General features: G+C 71.4%; 12 protein-coding genes. 7 read left to right on the forward strand and 5 right to left on the reverse strand.

What is annotated here, in order from left to right; all coding sequences use genetic code 11:
• Positions 1-101: 101 nt before the first annotated feature.
• On the reverse strand, positions 102-920 hold the full coding sequence (locus ACFC96_RS25015; RefSeq protein ID WP_340460091.1) for an IclR family transcriptional regulator: 819 nt from the start codon (positions 918-920) through the stop codon (positions 102-104).
• 175 nt (positions 921-1,095) lie between these two features.
• On the opposite strand from ACFC96_RS25015, the gene ACFC96_RS25020 reads away from it, so the two are divergent.
• Both ACFC96_RS25020 and ACFC96_RS25025 read left to right on the forward strand, forming a co-directional pair.
• Positions 1,096-1,416, forward strand: coding sequence for a bifunctional 3-phenylpropionate/cinnamic acid dioxygenase ferredoxin subunit (locus ACFC96_RS25020; RefSeq protein WP_340460090.1), 321 nt, complete (start codon positions 1,096-1,098; stop codon positions 1,414-1,416).
• Positions 1,417-1,448: 32 nt separating this feature from the next.
• Positions 1,449-2,636, forward strand: coding sequence for an NAD(P)/FAD-dependent oxidoreductase (locus ACFC96_RS25025; RefSeq protein ID WP_376614193.1), 1,188 nt, complete (start codon positions 1,449-1,451; stop codon positions 2,634-2,636).
• A gap of 178 nt (positions 2,637-2,814) precedes the next feature.
• Here the strand turns inward: ACFC96_RS25025 and ACFC96_RS25030 are convergent, their stop codons facing one another.
• Entirely contained in the window at positions 2,815-3,264 is a 450-nt protein-coding gene (locus ACFC96_RS25030; RefSeq protein ID WP_376257566.1) for a hypothetical protein, read from the reverse strand.
• A 413-nt stretch (positions 3,265-3,677) separates the two neighbouring features.
• On the opposite strand from ACFC96_RS25030, the gene ACFC96_RS25035 reads away from it, so the two are divergent.
• From ACFC96_RS25035 to ACFC96_RS25055, 5 genes are all read left to right on the forward strand, one after another.
• Positions 3,678-6,548: a nitrate- and nitrite sensing domain-containing protein gene (locus tag ACFC96_RS25035; RefSeq protein WP_376614167.1), complete on the forward strand. Its 2,871-nt coding sequence runs from the start codon at positions 3,678-3,680 to the stop codon at positions 6,546-6,548.
• Positions 6,545-6,985: a roadblock/LC7 domain-containing protein gene (locus tag ACFC96_RS25040; RefSeq protein ID WP_100597501.1), complete on the forward strand. Its 441-nt coding sequence runs from the start codon at positions 6,545-6,547 to the stop codon at positions 6,983-6,985. The genes ACFC96_RS25035 and ACFC96_RS25040 overlap by 4 nt, the downstream gene beginning before the upstream one ends.
• Positions 6,986-6,994: 9 nt before the next feature.
• The gene (locus ACFC96_RS25045) at positions 6,995-7,399 is read left to right on the forward strand and encodes a DUF742 domain-containing protein (RefSeq protein WP_340459213.1); all 405 of its coding nucleotides are present in this window, start codon (positions 6,995-6,997) and stop codon (positions 7,397-7,399) included.
• 72 nt (positions 7,400-7,471) lie between these two features.
• The gene (locus tag ACFC96_RS25050; RefSeq protein ID WP_376614168.1) at positions 7,472-11,119 is read left to right on the forward strand and encodes a hydantoinase B/oxoprolinase family protein; all 3,648 of its coding nucleotides are present in this window, start codon (positions 7,472-7,474) and stop codon (positions 11,117-11,119) included.
• Positions 11,100-11,705 carry an ATP/GTP-binding protein gene (locus ACFC96_RS25055; protein WP_340461180.1) on the forward strand — a complete coding sequence of 202 codons (606 nt, stop codon included), beginning with the start codon at positions 11,100-11,102 and terminating at the stop codon, positions 11,703-11,705. The genes ACFC96_RS25050 and ACFC96_RS25055 overlap by 20 nt, the downstream gene beginning before the upstream one ends.
• Positions 11,706-11,834: 129 nt before the next feature.
• Here ACFC96_RS25055 and glpK read toward each other — a convergent pair whose 3' ends face one another.
• The 3 genes from glpK to ACFC96_RS25070 form a co-directional block, all read right to left on the reverse strand.
• A complete protein-coding gene (gene glpK, locus ACFC96_RS25060; protein ID WP_376257572.1) occupies positions 11,835-13,352 on the reverse strand; it encodes a glycerol kinase GlpK in 1,518 nt (505 codons plus the stop codon).
• 75 nt (positions 13,353-13,427) lie between these two features.
• Complete coding sequence (locus ACFC96_RS25065; RefSeq protein ID WP_376257574.1) at positions 13,428-14,180, reverse strand: MIP/aquaporin family protein; 753 nt, start codon at positions 14,178-14,180, stop codon at positions 13,428-13,430.
• A 364-nt stretch (positions 14,181-14,544) separates the two neighbouring features.
• Positions 14,545-16,233, reverse strand: a complete 1,689-nt coding sequence (locus ACFC96_RS25070; protein WP_376614170.1) for an EAL domain-containing protein — start codon at positions 16,231-16,233, stop codon at positions 14,545-14,547.
• Positions 16,234-16,239: the final 6 nt, after the last annotated feature.

Below are 16,239 nucleotides of genomic sequence, written 5' to 3' on the forward strand. Positions count from 1 at the left end.
GGCAAAACGATCGGTCAGGCCGAAACGTCGTCGACACACGAAGAACGCGGGGCCAGGTTTCCCTGACCCCGCGTTCAGTAACCGCGCTGCGGAACGTCCTGCTAGAAGCCGTATCCCATCCGGCGTGACAGTTCGGCCGAGGCCGCGACGGTACGTTTGGCCAGCTCGGGGAGATGTTCCTCGGTCAGCCGGTACACGGGACCCGACGCGCTGATCGCGCCGATGACCTTTCCGTCGTGGGCGAACACGGGGGCCGCGACGGCGGCGAGGCCGACCTCCAGCTCCTCCACGGCGACGGCGTACCCCTGCTCGAGCACGGCCTCCAGCTCGGCCCGCAGCGACGCCGACCCGGTCGCCGTGTGCGGGGTGAAACGTGCCAGCGGGCGGGCGAGCAGGCCCTCGCGCAGCGCGGACGGCAGATGGGCGAGCAGCACCTTGCCGCTCGACGTGGCGTGCAGGGGGGTGCGTCTGCCCAGCCAGTTCTGCGCCGTGACGGAGGCGGAGCCGCGCGCCTGCATGATGTTGACGGCGACATCGTCGTCGAGGATCGCGATGTTGACCGTCTCGCCCAGCTCGTCGGCCAGTTCGCGGCAGACGGGCACGCCCTCCTGGGAGATGTCCAGGCGCACTGCCGCCGCCCCCGCGAGGTGCAGTACGCCGGCCCCCAGGTAGTACTTGCCGCGGTCCTTGGCCTGTCCGACCAGGCCCCGGTTCTCCAGTACGCCGAGCAGTCGGAAGGCGGTGGACTTGTGCACGTCCAGCTCGTCGGCGATCTCGGTGACGCCCGCCTCGCCGTGCCGGGCGAGGATCTCGAGGACGCTCACCGCGCGGTCCACGGACTGGACGGAGGCGGCCGCGCCCTTCGGGGTCTTCTCCGGTGCCGTCGTGCCTGGTTCAGCGTGCGATTCCTTGCGGGTCATCACTCAACTCTCACCACCTTGCGACCCCTTGGCGGGTCGCATCTTCGAGAAGCCCTTGACGCGGCGGGCACCTCGACCGGATTCTGTTGCGCATAGCGCTCCCTCGTGCGCCATGCGGAACGCCATGTTACCGAACAGTCCTGAGTCAGACAGCCCTGGACCAAGAGGGGGGCCCGTGATACCCGTCTGCCGCCTTGAAGACCTCCCCGAGGGCGGATCCGTCCGCATCGACACAGCACCGCCCATCGCCGTCTTCCATGCTGACGGTGAGCTGTACGCCATCGACGACACCTGCACCCACCAGGACGCCTCTCTGTCGGAGGGCTGGCTGGAGGGCTGTCTGGTCGAATGCCCGCTCCACGAGGCTTCATTCGATCTCCGCACCGGGCGGCCGACCTGCCTGCCCGCCCGCCGCCCCGTACGCACCCACCGGGTGACCGTCGACGACGGCGTGGTCCACGTCCACCCCGCCGCCGAGGAAGGTTCCGCCGCATGAGCACTGTCAACGGAATGAGGACGGGATCCGGCATGAGGACCGTGACCGTGGTGGGCGCCTCGCTCGCCGGGCTGTACGCAGCCCGTGAGCTGCGGGCCCAGGGCTTCGACGGGCGGCTCGTCATCGTGGGCGAGGAGCCGCACCGTCCGTACGACCGCCCGCCGCTGTCCAAGGACTTCCTCCTCGGGAAGGCCGGCGAGGACCAGCTCGCCCTGTCCGACGTCGACGAGACGCTGGAGCTGGGCGCCGAGTGGATGTTCGGTGTGCGGGCGCGTGGGCTCGACGCGCGCGGTCGCACCGTCCTCCTGGAGGACGGCCGCACGGTGTCCACGGACGGGGTCGTCATCGCCACCGGGGCGAGCGCCCGCCGGCTGCCCGGCCCCGCCCTCACCGGCGTGCACACGCTCAGGACCCTGAACGACGCGCGCTCCCTGCGCGCCGAACTGCTGCTCGGGCCACGGCGCGTGGTCGTGATCGGCGGTGGGTTCATCGGCGCCGAGACGGCGTCTTCCTGCGCGGCGCTCGGCCACTGCGTCACCGTCGTGGAGGCGGCGCCGCTGCCGCTCCTGCCCCAGCTCGGCCCGGAGATGGCCGCGGTGTGCGCGGGGCTCCACACGCGCGGCGGGGTGGAACTGATCACGGGCGTCGGGGTCGCGGCACTGCACGGCGACACCGCTGTCCACGGCGTGGAGCTGGCCGACGGGCGCGTGCTGCCCGCCGACGTGGTCGTCGTCGGCATCGGTGCCGTGCCCAACACGGCCTGGCTCGCCGGTTCGACGCTCGCGCTGCACGACGGCGTGCTCTGCGACGACGGCTGTGTCACGGCGCTGCCCCAGGTCGTGGCGGTGGGCGATGTGGCCCGCGTGGGCGGGGCGCGCGCCGAGCACTGGACGAGTGCCACGGCCCAGCCGCGGGTCGCCGTACGCAATCTGCTGGCGGGTCGCGCCGTCGAGGCCGTGCGGCCGCTGCCGTACTTCTGGTCGGACCAGTACGGCTCGCGCATCCAGTTCGCCGGGCGCAGGAAGGACGGGGACCTGGTCCGCGTCGTCGAAGGCGCCGTGGAGGAAGGAAGTTTCCTCGCGCTCTACGAGCGTGGGGGCGAGACCACGGCTGTGCTCGCGGTGGACCGGCCGCGACCGTTCACACGCGTGCGCCGGGAACTGGCGCGCGGCGAGGCGCGACCGGTCGTGCCGAACGTCGCGGAGCCGGTGGCGCTGTGACGGTGGCTCGCGCCTTGGGCGCACTGGGACAGCCGACACCCGCCCCGGCGGTACCCAACCGCCACCGATCCCACGCCCACCTACCTACGCGGTCGCGTACCGGCACATGCGGGCGCACCTGACCACTGAGGCGCCATCTGCACGCACCTGCGTATGCGTCAACTGTCCCTGCGCGCACCTACGTATGCGTCAACTGTCCGGCCCTGCCACGCCTCCGTATGCGTTCCGGGGCCGGACGGCCTTGCGCGCGTGCCTGGCGGCGGGCCTGCCGACGGACCTGACGGCGCTCCCTGCGCAGCCGCCGTGCCGTGCTGTTGGGTGCGGACACCACGCCGTTGCGCTGGTTCCACACCTGTCGGGTCACCCAGACGTCCAGCACGCCCCAGGTCGCCGCGACCGTGCTCCCCACGCTGCTCAGCACCATCGGGAACGCCAGCCACGAGTCGGCGAAGGTGCACAGGAACGCGATCACCGCCTGCATCAGGGTCAGCGCGACGATGAGCACCGCCCGTACCGCCGCCGTCCGCACCGGATCAGGCATCCGGCGCCGGCCGACCGGCTCCTCGACCCACAATTCCCCGCGCTGCTCTGCCGTGCCCATCAGTTCGTCACTCCCCACCGCCGTCACAGCCCGCCGCCCTGAGTGCTCCCGCACCGTGGCTCTTCGATGGCTGCCCGGATTGCGCCGCTTTACGCTGTCCGCTCACCTCGTGCGGGCCTCATCACGCATGCCCCGTGAGGAAGGACGTATGGCAGCGACGAAAGATTCCCCCGGATCGCGGCGTTCACTTCCGCTCGCCGAAGATCGATCGATTCCGGCCAACTGCCGCCCGTGTCAGGTCGGATGGTGCCGGATTGTGAGCGCCGCTTTGCGGGATGCAATCTCCCGCAATGCCCGGACACATGCTGACGTCCCACTCCACCTGCCACCGAACAGCATCCGGACAGCCCTTCGAGTTGCTCGTGCGTCAGTAGTAGGCTCGCGCCGTTTGTTGCCGCACATGTGTACCCCTGACCGCAGGGGTCGATCTGGGGGAGGCCATGCGCTTTCGCGGGAAGTCCATCCGCCGGAAGATCGTGGCGTTGCTCCTGGTGCCGCTGGTATCCCTGACCGCCATCTGGGCTTTCTCCACGGTGATCACGGGCCGCGCCGCGACGCAGTTGCTGTCGTCGGGGAGGGTCGCGGACGAGATCGGCTACCCGATCGCCGGCGCCGGCCGGACCCTTCAGGAAGAGCGCCGCCAGACCCTTGTCTATCTGGCCGACCCCCGGGCCTCCGACGCCCTCTCCAAGCTGCGCAGCCGCCGCAGCGCCTCCGACGAGGCGATGGCCCAGATCAAGGCGAAGGCCGAGAACTCCGGGATCAGCGACGACATGAGCGACGACTCGCGGCGTCGTATCGCCACCGTCGTCGAGGGATTCGACGGCATCGAGTCCCTGCGCCGCAACGTCGACGAAGGAACCGTCACCCGCGAGCAGGCCCTCGACTTCTACAACCGCCTCATCGACCCGACGTACGACTTCCTGCTCACGCTCAGCTCCTTCGACAACTCGACGATGGACCGCCAGGGCCGCGCCGTCATCGGCGTGCTGCGCGCGCGTGAACTGCTGTCCCGCGAGGACGCGTTGGTCGGATCGGCGCTCGTCGCCCGCAGGATCACGCACAAGGAACTGCGCCAGGTCTCCGACCTCGTCGCCCAGCGCGGCATCCTGTACGACACCAGCCTCGCGCTGCTCCCCGACGACGACCGCGCGGAGTTCGAGCGCTACTGGAGGAGCGCCGACACGGCGGCTCTGCGCACGGCGGAGAACACGCTCGCCGACTCCGCGCCCGGCACCCCCAGAGGCGTCACCGCGCGCGCCTGGAACGACGCTTCGGGCCAGGTGCTCGACGAGTTGGTCAAGCGCGACACCGCCGCAACCGAGCGCTACCAGGACCGGGCACGCCCCGTCGCGATCGATGTCTTCCTGCAGGCCGGAGCCGCCGGTGTGCTCGGCCTGCTCGCCGTGCTGCTCTCGCTGTTCCTGTCCGTACGCATCGGCCGCGGCCTGGTCCGCGACCTCCGGCAGCTGCGCCTGGAGGCCCACGAGGCGTCCGGTGTCCGGCTGCCCAGCGTGATGCGCCGCCTCGCGGCCGGTGAACGCGTCGATGTGGAGACCGAGGCCCCCCGCCTGGAGTACGACAAGAACGAGATCGGGCAGGTCGGTCAGGCGCTCAACACCCTTCAGCGCTCCGCCGTCGAGGCGGCCGTGAAACAGGCCGAACTGCGCCACGGTGTCTCCGAGGTCTTCGTCAACCTCGCCCGGCGCAGCCAGGTGCTCCTCCACAAGCAGCTCACCCTGCTCGACGCGATGGAACGCAGGACCGAGGACACCGACGAACTCGCCGACCTGTTCCGCCTCGACCACCTGACCACGCGCATGCGGCGCCACGCGGAGGGCCTGGTGATCCTCTCCGGGGCAGCCCCCTCCCGGCAGTGGCGCAGGCCCGTCCAGCTCATGGACATCGTCCGGGCCTCCGTCGCCGAGGTGGAGGACTACGAGCGCATCGAGGTCCGGCGCCTGCCGCGCATCGCGGTCACCGGCCCCGCCGTCGCCGACCTCACCCACCTCGTGGCCGAACTCCTGGAGAACGCCACGGTGTTCTCGCCGCCGCACACCGCCGTGCACGTCATCGGCGAGCGCGTCGCGAACGGCTTCACCCTGGAGATCCACGACCGGGGCCTCGGCATGGCGGCCGACGCGCTCCTCGACGCCAATCTGCGGCTGGCCGAGACGCCCGAGTTCGAACTCTCCGACACCGACCGCCTCGGCCTCTTCGTGGTCAGCCGGCTCGCCCAGCGCCAGAACGTCCGCATCTCGCTCCAGCCGTCCCCGTACGGCGGCACCACCGCGGTCGTCTTCATCCCGGACACCCTGCTCACCGACGCCCCCGACACCGAGGGCGCCGGCTTCCGTCTCGACCGTCCGCACAGCCCCCGGCGCGGCGAGGGCCCCGGCGCGCGGTCCCCGAAGCTCTCCACGGCGGGCAGCCCGCTCCCGGGCCTTCCCGCCTCTGTCCTGGACGGGCCCGTGGAGCTGGAGGCACCTCTGGCGTCGTCGGACCTGGCGCCCTTCCCCGGCGCTCTCGACGACGAGGACAGCGAACGTGGCGGGCTCTTCCGGCCGCGTCGCCGCCCCGCCGGGCTCCCCGGGGAGCAGCACCAGCACACGCGCGACGAGTTCGAGAACCGGCCCGAGCCGACCCACCGCGCCGGTGGACCCGTGGACTCCGGCGCCGACGAAGCGCCCGTGCCGCTGCCACGACGCAGGGCGCCCAAGCTCGTCAGCTCGCACGGCAGGCCCGTCACCCACACGAGGCCCGGAGAGCCGGAACCGGACAACCGACGAACTGACGCGCAGCCCGAGACCCCGGGCGGTGTCCCACCCGAGCCCACGGCCCCGACACCGGACGCGCTCGGGGACACGTACCGTCCCGAAGCCCCGGCGGGACCCCGCGAGCGCCGTCTCACGTCGGCGCCCACGCCGGACCTGCCGCGCAGGCGCGCCCGGACCGAGGCGCCGGGGGACACGACTCCCGCACGGCGCCCGGAGCCGGTGCCCGACCCCGCGCCGGAGCCGGACATCGACACCCCCGCGCCGAGCCTGCCGAGTGGTCTGCCCCGTCGTGTGCGGCAGGCCAGTCTCGCCCCGCAGCTCAAGGAAGGACCCGACCTGCGCGCCGACCGCGTCGCAGACCGGGAGGGGCCCAACCACTCGGACAGCCCCGCCGAGCGCGACGCCGACGAGGTCCGCAACAGGATGGCCTCGCTCCAGCGGGGCTGGCGCCGCGGCCGCGAGGAGAACGCCGCAGACGACGACGCCTCCGACGGCACAGCACAGGGAACGACATCTGAGGGGGACGGTCGATGACCGCACCGAAGGCCGCCGCACACACCACCGCGAACGGCGGTTCCGGGGAGCTGAACTGGCTCCTGGACGACCTGGTGGAACGCGTCGCCAGTATCCGCAAGGCGCTCGTGCTGTCCGGGGACGGCCTCCCGACCGGGGTCTCCAAGGACCTGACCCGGGAGGACAGCGAGCACCTCGCCGCCGTCGCCTCCGGCTTCCACAGCCTGGCCAAGGGGGTCGGCCGGCACTTCGAGGCGGGCAGCGTCCGCCAGACCGTCGTGGAGCTGGACGACGCCTTCCTCTTCGTCACGGCCGCCGGCGACGGCAGCTGTCTCGCCGTCCTTTCGGACGCGGACTCCGACGTCGGTCTCGTCGCGTACGAGATGACCTTGCTGGTCAAGCGGGTCGGCGTGCATCTGGGGACCGCTCCGCGCACCGATCTCTCCGCCGGCGGGTAGTGGGCCGGTATGAGCCCTGACGGGGAGGGGACGCAGGAGACGCACCACTGGTTCGACGACGACGCCGGACCGGTGGTTCGCCCGTACGCCATGACACGCGGCCGCACCACCAGTGCGGCCCAGCACCGTCTCGACCTGATCGCGGTCGTCGTCGCGGAACACCGCACCGGCGACCCCGCCGCCGATCAGACGCTGTCCCCGGAGCACGTGGACATCGTCCGGCTGTGCCGCGACAGCCCTCAGTCGGTGGCCGAACTCGCCGCGGAACTCGACCTCCCGGTCGGCGTCGTACGCGTCCTCATCGGCGACCTCGTCGACGAGGAACTGGTCCATGTGACCCGGCCTGTACCCCCTGCCGAGCTCCCGGACGAGAGTATTCTGCGCGACGTGATCAACGGTCTCAGGGCACTCTGACCCACGCGTGCACCGAGGCCACACACGGGGGTGGGGACCAGGCGAGCAGCGGGGCGAACAACGGAGACGCGCGTGACAGGCTGGCAGTTCTGGATCGACCGAGGCGGCACGTTCACCGATGTCGTCGCGCGGCACCCCGACGGACGCCTGCTCACCCACAAACTCCTGTCCGACAACCCCGCCCGCTACCGCGACCCCGCCGTCGCCGCGATCGGTGAACTCCTCGACGGCGAGGGTGAGTCGGGGCACGCTCGCGTCGACTCCGTCCGCATGGGCACCACCGTCGCCACCAACGCCCTCCTGGAACGCAAGGGCGAACGCACCGCCCTCGTGGTCACCCGGGGCTTTCGCGACGCCCTGCGCATCGCGTACCAGAACAGGCCCCGCATCTTCGCGCGCGCCGTCGAACTGCCCGAACTGCTCCACGAACGGGTCGTCGAAGCCGACGAGCGCGTCGACGCCCACGGTGCCGTCCTCACCCCCCTCGACACGGACGCACTCGAAGTGTCGCTGCGCCAGGCGTACGACGAGGGGATCAGGGCCCTGGCCGTCGTGTGCATGCACAGCCATCTGTACCCCGACCACGAGCGGCGGATCGGCGCCCTCGCCGCCCGGATCGGCTTCCCCCAGATCTCGCTCTCCAGCGAGGTCAGCCCCCTGATGAAGCTCGTCCCACGCGGGGACACGACGGTCGTCGACGCCTACCTGTCGCCGGTCCTTCGCCGCTACGTGCAACAGGTGGCGGACCAACTGGCGGGCGTACGACTGATGTTCATGCAGTCCAACGGCGGGCTCACCGAGGCCGGACAGTTCCGCGGCAAGGACGCCATCCTGTCCGGACCCGCCGGCGGCATCGTCGGCATGGCCAGGGTCTCCCGCCTCGCCGGCTTCGACCGCGTCATCGGCTTCGACATGGGCGGCACGTCCACGGACGTGTCGCACTACGCAGGGGAGTACGAGCGCGTCTTCACCACGCAGATCGCCGGTGTGCGCCTGCGCGCCCCCATGCTCGACATCCACACCGTCGCGGCCGGCGGCGGGTCCGTCCTCCACTTCGACGGCAGCCGCTACCGTGTGGGTCCCGACTCCGCGGGCGCGGACCCGGGACCCGCCTGCTACCGCGGTGGCGGCCCGCTCACCGTCACCGACGCGAACGTGGCCCTCGGGTGCATCCAACCCGCCCATTTCCCCACGGTGTTCGGCCCCGACGGGGATCAGCCCCTGGACCACGCCCTCGTACAGGACCGCTTCGCCGCGCTCGCCCGCGAGATCCGCGACCGCACCGGCGACGACCGCACTGCGGAACAGGTCGCCGAGGGCTATCTGCAGATCGCCGTCGCCAACATCGCGAACGCTGTGAAGCGGATCTCCGTCCAGAAGGGCCACGACGTCACCCGCTACGCCCTCACCACCTTCGGCGGGGCGGGCGGCCAGCACGCATGCCGGGTCGCCGACTCGCTCGGCATCCGCACCGTCCTCGTACCGCCCATGGCCGGAGTCCTGTCCGCCCTCGGTATCGGTCTCGCCGACACGACCGCCATGCGCGAGCAGTCCGTCGAGGCTCCGCTCGAACCGTCCGCCATGCCGCACGTCCACAAGACCGCCGACGACCTGGAGGGCGCGGCCCGCGGGGAGCTCCTCGCCGAGGACGTGCCCGAGGACCGTGTCCGCGTCACCCGCCGGGCCCAACTGCGCTATGACGGCACCGACACCACGCTCACCGTGGAACTCACGGACCCGGACACGATGCGCGCCGCCTTCGAAGAACGCCATCGCGCCACCTACTCCTTCACCCTCGACCGCCCTCTCGTCGTCGAAGCTCTCTCCGTCGAAGCGACCGGCCTCACCGCACCCCCCGATCTGTCCGCCCTCGCACCCCGCTCGGCCCCGCCCGCCGCCCCGGAAACCGTCCGCCTCCACACCGGCGGCACCTGGCGCGACGTGCCCCTGCACCGACGCGACGCACTGCCGCCCGGCGAGAGCGTCACCGGACCCGCGATCATCGCCGAGTCCGGCTCCACGACGGTCGTGGACGACGGCTGGCGGGCGGCCATGACGGACGACGGCCACCTGATCATGGAACGCGCGGCGGTCACGGAGAGTTCCGACATCGGCACAGCAGCCGACCCCGTACTCCTCGAAGTCTTCAACAACCTCTTCATGTCGATCGCCGAACAGATGGGCGCCCGGCTGGAGTCCACCTCCCAGTCGGTCAACATCAAGGAGCGCCTCGACTTCTCGTGCGCGCTCTTCGACCCCGACGGCAGCCTCGTCGCCAACGCCCCCCACATCCCCGTCCACCTGGGATCCATGGGCACCAGCGTCAAGGAGGTCATCCGTCGCCGCGGCGCACGCATGCGGCCGGGGGACACGTACGCCGTCAACGACCCGTACCACGGGGGCACCCACCTCCCCGATGTCACGGTCATCACCCCGGTCTTCGACACGGAGGGTGAGCGGATCCTGTTCTACGTCGCCTCGCGCGGCCATCACGCGGAGATCGGCGGCATCGCCCCCGGCTCCATGCCCGCGGGCAGCCGCACCATCGAGGAGGAAGGCATCCTCTTCGACAACTGGCTGCTCGTCGAAGGGGGCCGCTTCCGCGAGACGGAGACCCTGGACCTGCTCACCGGCGGCCCGTATCCGTCGCGCAACCCGCGGACCAATCTCGCCGACCTGCGCGCCCAGATCGCCGCCAACCAGAAGGGCGTCGACGAAGTCGCCCGCATGATCGACCACTTCGGACTCGACGTCGTCCAGGCGTACATGAAGCACGTCCAGGACAACGCGGAGGAAGCGGTGCGCCGCGTCGTCGACGCCCTGCAGGACGGCGAGTTCGCCTACGAGACCGACTCGGGCGCCCTGATCCGCGTCCGGGTCACCGTGGACCGCGAACAGCGCGGCGCGACCGTCGACTTCACCGGCACGTCACCACAGCTCGCCACCAACTTCAACGCGCCCTTCGCCGTCGTCAACGCGGCCGTCCTGTACGTCTTCCGGACCCTCGTGGACGACGACATCCCCCTCAACGACGGCTGCCTGCGCCCCTTGCGCATCGTCGTCCCGCCCGGCTCGTTCCTCGCCCCCCAGCCACCCGCCGCCGTCGTCGCCGGCAACGTGGAGACCTCCCAGGCCATCACCGGCGCCCTCTACGCGGCCCTGGGCGTTCAGGCCGAGGGCTCCGGGACGATGAACAACGTGACCTTCGGTAACGAGAGCCACCAGTACTACGAGACCGTGGCCTCGGGCTCCGGAGCCGGCGACGGCTTCCACGGAGCGCCCGTCGTGCAGACCCACATGACCAACTCGCGGCTCACCGACCCCGAGGTCCTCGAGTGGCGACTGCCCGTCCTGCTGGAGGAGTTCGCCGTGCGGCGAGGCAGCGGGGGCCCCGGGCGGTGGCGCGGCGGCGACGGCGCCGTACGCCGCCTCCGCTTCCTCGAACCCATGACCGTGTCCACCCTCTCGCAGCACCGAAGGGTCCCGCCGTACGGCATGGCGGGCGGCGGGCCGGGGGCCCTGGGCGCCAACTCCGTGGAGCACCCCGACGGCACGGTCGACCGCCTCGCCGGCAGCGACTCGGCGGACGTGCTCCCCGGCGACGTACTTGTCATCGAAACCCCCGGAGGCGGCGGATACGGTCCGCCGCCGTCCGCCGGGAACGACCACAGCGACAGCAGTGAGGCAGGAGAAGACACCCATGATCTTCGGGCGTTCTGAGCGCGGCAAGCCCCCCGTGGAGCCCGTCACGCTCAAGATCCTCGTGGCCGGCGGATTCGGCGTGGGCAAGACGACGCTCGTCGGCGCGGTCAGCGAGATCAAGCCCCTGCGCACCGAGGAGCTGCTCAGCGAGGCGGGCCGGCCGCTCGACGACACCCGGGGCGTCGAGGGCAAGCACACCACCACGGTCGCCATGGACTTCGGCCGGATCACGCTCCGCGAGGACCTGGTGCTCTACCTGTTCGGCACCCCCGGGCAGGACCGTTTCTGGTTCCTGTGGGACGAGCTGGCGACCGGCGCTCTGGGTGCCGTCGTCCTCGCCGACACCCGCCGCCTCGAGGACTGCTTCGCCGCCGTCGACTACTTCGAGCGGCGCTCCATACCGTTCGTCGTGGGCGTCAACTGCTTCGAGGGATCGGCCCGTTACCCGGCCGACGACGTACGACAGGCCCTCGACCTCGACTCCGACGTACCCGTCCTGCTGTGCGACGCGCGCGACAAGGAGACCGTCAAGGAGGTCCTCATCGGCGTCGTCGAGCACGCGATGGCCGTGGGCGCGCACCGCCGCCAGCCGGCCACCACCTGAGCCGCCCCGGCGTCGACGCAGGACACGGGAACGGCCCGCACCCTCGCCGACCGGGGTGCGGACCGTCGTCCACGCGCGCGTGGCCCTCACCAGGACCATGCGCCCGTCACGAGAGACGCGCGCCGAGCGTCACGCCTCGTCCTCGTGCCAGCCGAAGCTCTTCTCCACGGCCTTGCGCCAGTTGCGGTACTCGCGCTCACGCGTCGCGCCGTCCATGGCGGGTGTCCACTCCGCGTCGCGCTGCCAGTGCGCCTTGAGCTCGTCCAGGTCGTTCCACACCCCTGTCGCGAGCCCGGCCGCGTACGCGGCGCCCAGGCAGGTCGTCTCCGACACCCGCGGCCGGATCACCGGCACATCGAGGACATCTGCCTGATGCTGCATCAGGAGATTGTTCTTGGTCATGCCGCCGTCGACCTTCAGTGTCGTGATCTGCACGCCGGAGTCCTGGTACATCGCGTCGACGACCTCGCGCGTCTGCCAGCTCGTCGCCTCCAGAACGGCCCGCGCCAGATGGGCCTTGGTGACGTATCGCGTCAGCCCTGTGACGACACCGCGCGCGTCCGAGCGCCAGTACGGCGCGAACAGACCCGAGAACGCCGGCACGATGTAGGCGCCGCCGTTGTCACTCACACTCGCCGCGAGCGGCTCGATCTCGTCGGCCGTGCGGATGATCCCGAGCTGGTCGCGGAACCACTGCACCAGGGCGCCGGTGATCGCGATCGACCCTTCGAGGCAGTACACCGGCGCCTCGGAGCCGATCTTGTACCCCATCGTGGTGAGCAGTCCGTGCTTCGAGGGGACGGGCCGGTTCCCGGTGTTGAGCAGGAGGAAACTGCCGGTGCCGTACGTGTTCTTGGCCGTCCCCGTGTCGTAGCAGGCCTGCCCGAAGATCGCGGCCTGCTGGTCGCCGAGCGCGGACGCGACCGGCACCCCGGAGAGCTGGCCGACGGCCGTCCCGTAGACCTCGGCCGACGACCTGATCTCCGGAAGCACCGCCTCCGGCACGTTCATCGCCGACAGGATCCCCCGGTCCCACTGGAGCGTCTCCAGGTTCATCAGCATGGTGCGACCGGCGTTGGTGACGTCGGTGACGTGCACGCCGCCGTCCGTGCCGCCGGTCAGGTTCCAGATGAGCCAGGAGTCGATGGTGCCGAACGCGATCTCGCCCCGCTCGGCGCGGGCGCGCAGACCCGGCACGTTGTCGAGCAGCCAGGCCGCCTTGGGTCCGGAGAAGTAGCTCGCGAGCGGCAGACCGGTCTGCTCGCGGAAGCGGTCCTGCCCGTCGGCGCCGCCCAGTTCGTTGCACAGGGCCGACGTGCGCGTGTCCTGCCAGACGATCGCGTTGTGCACGGGCCGGCCCGTGGCCCGGTCCCAAAGAACCGTCGTCTCACGCTGGTTGGTGATGCCGAGCGCGCTCAGGTCGTCGGCGCGCAGCCCCGCCTTGGCCAGTGCGCCGGCGACCACGGCCTGCACCTTGGACCAGATCTCGGTGGCGTCGTGCTCCACCCAGCCGGGCTTCGGGAAGATCTGCCGGTGCTCGCGCTGGTCGACGGCGACGATCTCCCCGCCGTGGTTGAAGATGATGCAGCGGCTCGACGTGGTGCCCTGGTCGATGGCGGCGACGTACTTCACATCGTTGTCGGGCATGTGAGTCCCCTTCGTCTTCGTCCGAGGTCCCCGCGCGCGGGGACGCGATAGCGGCGTGGCGCGGCCCGGCCGCGGTCAGAACGCCATGTTGTAGATGAGCCCCGCCAGCGCGCCGCCGATCAGCGGCCCGGCCACCGGGATGATGGCGTAACCCCAGCCGGACGTGCCCTTGTTGGGGATCGGCAGGAACGAGTGCACGATGCGCGGACCGAGGTCGCGCGCCGGGTTGATGGCGTACCCGGTGGGCCCGCCGAGCGAGAGGCCGATGCCGACGACCAGGAAGGCCACGACGAGCACCGTCGTACCGGACTCCCCGAGCCCCTTGGTGAGCCCGAACGCGAGGATGGGCAGCACGAGGGCGATCGTCGCGATGATCTCGGTGATCAGGTTGGCCACGGGGTTGTCGATCTCGGGGATCGTGGAGAAGATCCCGAGCGTCGGAGTGGGCCCGTCGCCGTCCGCTTCGCTCTCGCCGGACCCCGACGTGACATTGGCGTTGAACTGGGCCAGATAGACGAGATAGGCCAGCACGGCGCCCAGCATCGCGCCGACCATCTGGCCGAGCAGATAGACCCAGACCTTGTCCCACTTGCCGGTGTCCACGGCGATGCCGATCGTCACCGCCGGGTTGAGCTGGCCCCCGGACAGCGGCGCGGCGGTGTACGCCCCGGCCAGCACGCCGAAGCCCCACCCGAAGGCGATGACGACCCATCCCGAGGCTCTCGCCTTGGAATGCTTGAGCGTGACCGCGGCGCACACGCCGGCGCCGAACAGAATCAGGATCGCGGTCCCGATGACCTCACCGACGAAGATGTCTCCATTGCTCATGGCGGCTCCTAGGCCCTCGCCCGGAGCGATACGCCCCGGTCCTCAGTGCAGGGTGCGTTTTCCATGGCTGGTTCCGGACGGCTGTGGCTGCAACGGCCGGCGGCAGGGTCTCCCGTGCCCCGCCCGACGCCCGCGACAGGCGTTCCCGTTCAGTCGGATCACGTGATTCGCCGGTATGGGAAGGCCCTGACCTGCTCGAACGCGACAGGAGGAGCCCGACGGACAGGCTGGGGTCCTCAGCGGCGGTGGGACGACGTGCGGCGATGCCGACTGACACCCGGAAGTGTTCACCGGCCGTGATGGAGCGTCAAGGTCGCGGACCGGAACGGTTGGCGGCGGCTCGCAGCCACGGCCCGCGCCCGCGTCATCCAGCGGCCGCGCGGTCCGATTCCGCTTCCGCGTGCGGCCCGGTACCCGTCCACGCCACCCCGGACGCCGGGGCCGCCCCCGTACGCACACCCCGCCGTACCTCGTGCCCCGGAGTGTCCGAGCGGCCGATCACCCAACTCGCGCCCGGCAGCGCCTTGGCGGCCTGCTTGAGCGGCGCCAGCGACGCCGCCGCCTGCCGGTGGTCGGCGACGCTTCCCGCCGCGCACAGCACCGTGGCGAGCGACAGCGTGACGGGCCGCCCGCCCGCCGCCCAGGGCACGTCGAGCACCGCGGACGCCAGCGGATCGAGCCCGTCCGGATCGGCAAGCACCAGGAAGTCGTCGCCCCCGATGTGTCCCACCCTGGTCGTGCCCGACGCGGCCCGTTCCAGGGACCGGCCCACCTCGCGGATCAGATCGTCACCCGCGGCGAACCCCGCACCGTCGTTGACCTGTTTGAACCCGTCGATGTCCAGCCAGCTCAGGGCGAACCCGCGCCCCTGTGCGATCCGCCGGTCCACCTCACCCGTGATGGCGTCCGAACCGGGCAGCCGGGTCAGCGGATTGAGCGCGGCCGCCTCCTCGACCCGGCTCTCGGCCAGTGCGCGCACGAGATCGGCGAGTCGCACGATGCCCACGCACCGCCCCCGCCTGTCGACGACCGCGACATCGTCCGCCGCACGGCTGCGCTCGCCGTCCGCGAGTACGTCGAGGACCTCCCAGGCGGTGGCGTCCACGCCGACCGTGCGCGGCCGGTCACCATGGCGGGCGGCCGGCCGGTCGGCGTAGAGCGCATGCCCGTAGCGGCCCGAGAGCGACAACAGGAAGCGGTCCCGCTGCACCGAACGCACCGGTGCGCCCGCCGAGTCCACCAGGAGCACGCCGGACACGTCGGGCGACCCGGTGAGCAGCGCGCGTACCCGCCCCGCCGAGGCCGAAGCGGGCAGCAGAGCGGCGGGTCGCACGAACTGGCGCACGGGTGGCCCCGAAGGCGGCGCCGCCGTCACTGGGGGAGTGAGCGCCGGCACGTACACATCGGCCGCGGGCAGCCGAGACGGCGGCGCGAACAGCTCACCTTGTGCCAACTGCGCTCCGGCCTCCCGCGCGGCGCCGCACTGCAACTCCGTCTCCACACCCTCGACGGCCAGCAGCGCGCCCAGCCCCTCGCACAGCGTCCGCATCGCACGCACCGACGCGGGACGCGACAGCAGCGAGGGATCGAGCTTGACGAGGTCCGGCGCAAGGTCGACCAGGAGCCGCAGCGGAAGGTCGCCGTCACCGACGCCGTCCGCGCAGACCCGGAAGCCCTCGTCGCGCAGGGCCGTGACCCCCTCCAGGAGCGCCCGGTGCGGCACGTGGGTGAACGGGGGACCGATGTCGACCGTCACTTCCCAGGGCAGCCGCCCCGCGTCCCGGACGGCGTTCCGCAGCGCGGCGAGGCCCCCGAGATCCGCCACCGTCCCGGCGAAGACATTGACGTGCAGCGGCAGCAGCGTCTCTCGCTGAGCTGCGGAGCGCACCGCCAACGCGGCCAGACGGCCGTCGAGTTCGGGGTCGCGCCGGGCCTGCGCCAGCACGTCGCCGACTTCCGGACGGGCGAGTATCTCCAGGGCCGCCACGGCTCCGGTCGTCAGATTGACGACCGGCTGGAAGGCGAAACGGAGAGCGTCCGTCCAGGAAGGCACGGAAGC

Origin of the sequence: Streptomyces sp. NPDC055955 (assembly GCF_042270245.1) — a bacterium.
GTDB lineage: Bacteria > Actinomycetota > Actinomycetes > Streptomycetales > Streptomycetaceae > Streptomyces.